This is a genomic window from Paenibacillus gansuensis, assembly GCF_042684925.1.
In the GTDB taxonomy this organism is placed as follows: Bacteria; Bacillota; Bacilli; order Paenibacillales; family DY6; genus Paenibacillus_N; species Paenibacillus_N gansuensis.
Genome location: NZ_JBHUME010000010.1, coordinates 140,670 through 147,153, shown reverse-complemented (window position 1 = coordinate 147,153; position 6,484 = coordinate 140,670). Strand labels below are relative to the sequence as shown.

General features: G+C 49.1%; 5 protein-coding genes. 1 reads left to right on the top strand and 4 read right to left on the bottom strand.

The window, feature by feature from the left end; translation table 11 throughout:
* From ACFSUF_RS17215 to ACFSUF_RS17200, 4 genes are all read right to left on the bottom strand, one after another.
* Positions 1–396 (bottom strand): NUDIX hydrolase (locus ACFSUF_RS17215; protein ID WP_377604704.1); only part of this gene is annotated, 396 nt, incomplete at its 3' end.
* Between the two features lie 103 nt (positions 397–499).
* A complete protein-coding gene (locus ACFSUF_RS17210) occupies positions 500–937 on the bottom strand; it encodes a hypothetical protein (protein ID WP_377604702.1) in 438 nt (145 codons plus the stop codon).
* Positions 938–942: 5 nt separating this feature from the next.
* Entirely contained in the window at positions 943–1,134 is a 192-nt protein-coding gene (locus tag ACFSUF_RS17205; protein WP_377604700.1) for a hypothetical protein, read from the bottom strand.
* 460 nt (positions 1,135–1,594) lie between these two features.
* A complete protein-coding gene (locus ACFSUF_RS17200; RefSeq protein WP_377604698.1) occupies positions 1,595–2,716 on the bottom strand; it encodes a copper amine oxidase N-terminal domain-containing protein in 1,122 nt (373 codons plus the stop codon).
* A gap of 1,160 nt (positions 2,717–3,876) precedes the next feature.
* Here ACFSUF_RS17200 and ACFSUF_RS17195 point away from each other — a divergent pair.
* Positions 3,877–6,405 (top strand): LuxR C-terminal-related transcriptional regulator, encoded by a 2,529-nt coding sequence (locus tag ACFSUF_RS17195; RefSeq protein WP_377604696.1) that lies wholly within the window; start codon positions 3,877–3,879, stop codon positions 6,403–6,405.
* Positions 6,406–6,484: the final 79 nt, after the last annotated feature.

The following is a 6,484-nucleotide window of genomic DNA, read 5'->3' as shown; positions in this document are numbered from 1 at the left end:
TTCATAACGCAAACGAATTGCAGGTAAAGTGATGAAATCTAGAACATTTTCCTTTGGTACCCATTTGCAATCACTCGTTTCATCAGAAGTAGTTAGTTCTCCGCCAACAACTCTGCACACGAAATCAAACATGACCTTCGTAGGAACATCAGTCACACCGTCATACCACTTGTGGACCGCGGTATTGGATATTACATTAACTAAGTGACTTACGGTCGCGTCGATTCCACTTTCTTCTTTAATTTCACGAAGCACGCCATCAATTAGATTCTCTCCAACCTCAGTTATCCCCCCTGGATACACCCAACCATCGTCGTGAGCTTTAACTAATAAAATATTTCCATTTCCATCTTCTACAATTCCGCCCGCTGATACAATATGTGTTGGGAATGCCATTTTAAGAACCTCCTAGATAACATGAGATTGTATATTAATTCCAATCAGTTCACATGATTTCCTACCCAACGTTTTCGATATTCTATTGTAATTGCATTTTCTTCTACACTGACTGGCGCCACGTTAAACTGCCCGTTACTTCAATGAAAAACCAGGGAGCAGCTGCCGCGGCGATCTGCTCCCTGGTTATTTCACTAACGTTCTCTGTTAGTTCAACAAACCAATTGATCTCTTTTATTAGATTTCCGTCTTTATCATAATACTTGTAATTTTGAAATTCATATAGGCTATTATCGGTTTCGGGAAAATCGACCCAAGCAACACTCGCCTTATAAGGAATAAACATTTGCTCCAATTTCCATCCATTTATTATTACTTGCATTTTAGCAATCTCATTTTGGTTATTGGTAACAAACATAAACATACGAAGATGGTCAGGAATGAATGAGCTAAATGTTTCGTCATCGCTCAGTGGTAATTCTGCGAATCGAGGGATATCCAGCATCATCTTGTCTTCATTAAATTCATGATCCTTTTTCATGGATATTAAGTGTCTTTTGGTTTTAATTTTAACATTTGATCTTCGATTTCCTTAAGCAAGAATTCACAATCTTCGATTTCAATTCGATTATTGTCCTTCTTGTGCCACTGCAAACAAAACAATACATGCTTTTTCCAATCCATCAATTCATCAAAAGTATAGCTCTTTACCATCTCTATAGCATGCTTGCGATGCATCGTATCACCATCTTCTGACTATGGCCGTTCCAAGTCGCAGCCATTGAGTCCCTCCTTCGATCGCGATTTGCACTATCCTTATCCGTTAGAATCGTGTGAAACGAAAAATTTGGACTTTGAATAAAAAAGAGCGCTCTCGGTACGATGGGAGTAGGTAACGGGTCTATAGCCCTTAAAATCCCACATCAGGAGGTCACTCTAATATAAGTTTAAGGCACAAGTTTAACAAAATCAATTCATGAAAAGCACTGGATCGGTGACTAACTAGCTTACTACAAGCTAACCAATATCATCGTCGGGATGAAGAACATAAATGAGATAATGTTTTTTGTTACCCAACAAAATTATCCTCGGAAAACAAGGTCGTGTAGTTATCACAAATTTTACGTTCAAGGTTTCAGCTAGACGCGAAACGGGATGACCCCGGTCCAATCGAATCGGAGTCATCCCGTTGGTTCATTTATTTCTCGAGCGTAAAATGGATATTGTCAAAATACAAGGTTGTCCGCCCTTCATAACCGGAGTCGCTGCCGATCAGCAAATGCAGTTCCCCGTTTTCGTTCGTCGTCACTTTCGCCTCGTACGTCATTTGCACGCGCTGGAAGCCTTCCTTCCCGGAGTCGGGTTTGACCGCATTTCCGACAATCTTCACTCCCGGCCCTTCCGTACCCTGATTACCTTTGTCCAGATTCATCCGGAAGTATGCCCCATCTCCGTTCTTCTCCTCGATGACCTTCGGCGCTTTGGAAAGAACCCCGGCCTTGATGTATACTGCTTCGGCCGGAGCGCCCCCGATCCCGATCATGCCTCCCGATTCGCTCGTATACATATCGAACTTCAGCTTCGCGATGTAAGTCGTATTTTTCCTCAAGCCATCGTACTTACGTGTGATATACATAAACAGATCGTCGCTCCGGTTCACCCCGTTCAGCTTGAGCCCGTAATTCACGACGCTTCCCGCATCCTGAGGGATCTTTTCCTTCCCGAAGCTCAGCTCATAAATCTCCTTATTGTAATCCACCGGCAGGTCGGCAAAACCGCCTGTCCAGCCATCGAGCCCTTGTTCAAATTTGCTGTGGAACGACAGCTGGTTTTTATCACCCAGGGCGCCCTTAATCGTGACCGACTTGTCCGCTTTATTCCATGATACCGACAAGTCCATCGCCTGCGCGATGCTTCGAACGGGCACGAACACCGTTCCTTTCCTGATCGCTACACGTTCAGGGATTTTCCGCTTATTTCCCTTACCGTCGATCAGAAACGTATCGTTTACTTTTGCTGAAATCTTCCCGAATGTCTTGCCTGTAATCGTAACTGTCCCGCTAGACTTGCTCCACCCGGCGGTCGCGGACATGGACTCCGCCAGCGCCCTTAAGGGAACCATCAAGGTGTTGCCAACCGTATAAGGAGCCACGGCAAGCGTGTGCTTGCCCGAATTATTCGAATAGAAGTGGGTATTCAATTGGAACCTTACGCTCGGTGGCGATACCGCCGCTTCAGCCGGTATGGCGTTCATCGCGGGAATAAGCCCTATTACCGCGGCAATACCTGTAATTGTGATATTCTTTGTAAATCGTCTCATGTTGTATCTCCTTTTTCTCAGGAATATCTCCTAAACGAGAGGCAGCCGGAAAAAGTTGCGGCGCTTTATGCCCCTCCTGAACCTCTCTAACTCGGCAGCCTGTACTGAGTAGGAACTCAAGCAGGGCTTGTTCCCGAAGCTGACTCTGCGGTAGTAGGAAATCGCGCCCTATTCGGTACTTTACATTTTCCCTAATAACTTGTAAGTACATCGACCATCCATGGTACATTATTCTCGCTAATGTCTTGAGAAAATAAAGTTTTAGACTGAACAACTTGAATAACGGGGATAATGAGGTTCAAAAATAGTTAGCTTTCGAAAATTAAGAATTAGACTGGCAAAAAAATAAAACAGCGGCGGACCAAGACTGAAAAATAAAGTCTTAGACTGCCGCTGTTTTCATTAAACTATCGTTCCCAGATAGCGTAATGGACTTTCACCTATGAAGGTTCTTCGCGCCCATTCTGTTGCAGCGTCAACGAACTAACTCAGCGCCATGTATAGACGCGCAGCAGCGCGAAAAGGCAAAAAGCGAGCCGCAATAAATGTGGCCCTTGGTATGTTGAGAACTCACGTATTATCTCTTAACTCGTAAAGAAATGCATGTGGACTTAGGCGAAGATTACTTTATATGTTCTTGCCCTCTGACAGCTCTCGTAATTTAGGTTTAATCCTTAATGAAAACACTAACTTCTTTTTTGTCTACGTCTTTTTTATCAAATAAAATAACTGACCACTCTTTGCTAACCACAGAAAAATTCAACTCTTTAATTTGTACATATGTCTTCGCGACAAGAACCGCGCTGTTACGCGGTTCTTGTCGGATGTCAAATGCTTTGATCCCATTCCCGATCCAATTGTACAGAAGGGGAAAATAGATTATTCTAAACTCAGACGAAGCAGTCCGGAGGTGGAAAGACCACTTTACGAGTAATTGCTGGACAAGTGGGTATAAATCTATGAATATTTCTATTTTAGCCACAAAATTGTATATCCCCATGCCGCGGACTAAAGTTGTCCAAAGGCCGCGCTTGATCGATCGGCTGAACGAGGGTCTGAACCGCAAGCTGACACTCATCTCTGCCTCAGCCGGCTTTGGCAAGACTACGCTGGTCAGCGAATGGGTCGCTGGTTGCGATCGACCTGTCGCATGGTTGTCGTTGGACGAAGGGGATAGCGACTCTACGCGCTTCCTGTCTCACCTTGTCGCTGCTCTGCAGTCGATTGAGGACAATTTTGGAGGTGGCGCGGTTAGTGCGCTCAAATCCCCGCAGCCACTGTCAACCGAATCGATTCTAACGATCTTGCTCAATGAAATCTCAGCTCTCCCGTACAAATTCGTCCTCGTCCTGGACGACTACCATGTAATTGATACTAGATGGATCGACGATGCTTGCAACTTCCTACTCGAGCATCTCCCTCCTCAAATGCACCTGGTCATCGCCACCCGCGAAAATCCGCAACTTTCCTTGGGCCGGTTACGCGCCCGGAGCCACTTGACCGAGTTGCGCGACACCGACCTGCGTTTTACTCCCGGTGAAGCGGCCGCATTCCTCAGTCAGGTGATGGAATTGGGACTTACGGCAGACGAAATGACTGCTCTGGAGACGCGTACTGAAGGCTGGATCGCGGGGCTTCAGCTGGCAGCGCTCACCATGCAGGGTCGCAAAGACATTCCTGCGTTCATTCGGGAATTCGCCGGAGACAATCGGTACATTATGGACTATCTGGTCGAAGAGGTTCTGCAGCGTCAGCCCGACCCGATCCGGAGCTTCTTGCTTCAAACCTCCATTCTCGACCGATTGCATGGTCCGTTATGCGAAGCCGTCACCACCCAGGAGGAAGGCATAGCGCGGCTCCAGTTTCTGGAGCGAGGCAACTTCTTTGTCGTTCCGCTGGATGATAGGCGCCAATGGTATCGTTATCATCACCTTTTTGCCGAGGTTCTCTATGCGCATTTAAGGTCGGATCAGCCCGATCAGGTAGCTGCGCTTCATCGACGCGCGAGCATATGGTACGAGCAGCACGACTTGGCGGATGATGCGATCCGCCATGCACTGGCAGCCGAGGATTTCGCGCGAGCGGCGGACCTGGTCGAGCTGGCCATACCAGCCTTGCGCAGGAGCAGACAGGAAACTGCAATGTTGAAATGGTTGAAGGCGCTCCCCGACGAGCTGGTCCGTTACAGACCTGTGCTCAGCGTTTGGTATGCCGGGGCGCTGCTGGCCGGAGGCAAATTAGATGTCGTTGAGGACCGACTGCGAGACGCCGAACAATGGCTGGAGACAACATCAGATCTAGGTGAACGACAGCAAGGCCACCCGGCCAACATGGTCGTTGTGGACGAAGAGGAATTTCGCCGTCTCCCGGGTTTGATCGCCGTTTACCGGGCTGGACTAGCCTTGGTTCAAGGTGATGTGACCGCCGCCACGAAATACGCGCGACAAGCACTCGACCTCGTGCCCGTGAATGACCATCTTCCGCGGGGAGCGGCGACTGCGCTCTTGGGACTCATATTATGGAGGAACGGGGATCTCGAGGAGGCGCGCCGGATGTTTGCCGGTGGCATAGCCAGTGTGCAGCTGGCCGGGGCTATTTCCGACGCGATCAATGGCTCCATAGCTCTAGCTGAAATACGGATAGCGCAAGGCAGACTCCGCGAGGCGAAGTATATATATGAGCGGGGATTGCAGCTTGCGGCGGAACATGGCGAGCCTGATCAGCGGGGAACGGCAGACATTTACGTAGGAATGAGCGAACTCTGCCGCGAGTATGACGATCTAGAAGCCGCCACGCGGAACTTGTTAAGAAGCAAGGAGCACGGTGAGCACACCGGGTTCCCGCAATTCCGGTATCGCTGGCGAGTCGCAATGGCTCGAATACGGGAGGCCGAAGGGGATTTGAACGACGCACTCGATCTTCTCTGCGAGGCGGAGTCCCTGTACGTGGATGACTTTTTCCTAAATGTACGGCCTGCAGCGGCTTTAAAGGCGAGGGTGCGGGTTAAGCAGGGGAGGTTAGGTGAAGCCCTCGATTGGGCACGGGAGCAGGGCCTGTCCGCCATGGACGATCTGTGCTACCTGCGCGAATTCGAGCACATCACCCTGGCCAGGGTAATTCTGGCCCAATATAAGAGTGACCGTGCAGATCGAACCATGCTTGAGGCGGTCGGTCTCCTGGAGCGCCTCCTTCAAGCAGCGGAAGAAGGCGGAAGGACGGGAAGCGCGATCGAAATCCTGGTCGTGCAGGCAATTGCTTACCATATGCAAGGCGATATCCCTGCAGCTCTTTTGCTTCTGAAACGAGCCTTGACGCTTGCCGAGCCGGAAGGCTACGTCAGAATCTTTGCAGACGAAGGTCTGCCAATGGAGGTCCTGATAAAAGCGGCTGTGAAAGAGGGGATATCCCCGAACTATGTCCAACGCCTCCTGACGGCATTTGGGAAAGAAGAGGGCAGAATGATTGCCAAACCGGTTATTCACGAACCACTGAGCGAACCGCTGAGCGAACGTGAACGTGTCGTGCTTCGTCTGCTCGGAACCGACTTGAGTGGCCCGGATATAGCCCGCCAACTTATGGTGTCCCTGAACACCCTGCGGACCCATACCAAGCACATTTACGTGAAGCTTGAGGTAAACAACCGTCGGGCAGCTGTCCGACGCGCTGAGGAACTCGATCTGTTAAAGTGAGCTTGAATAGTTCAGCCCCCCGCCCTGGCAAAATTGCCGGGCGTTTTTTTAATTTCATCAAGTCCAATGTAGAAAAAAT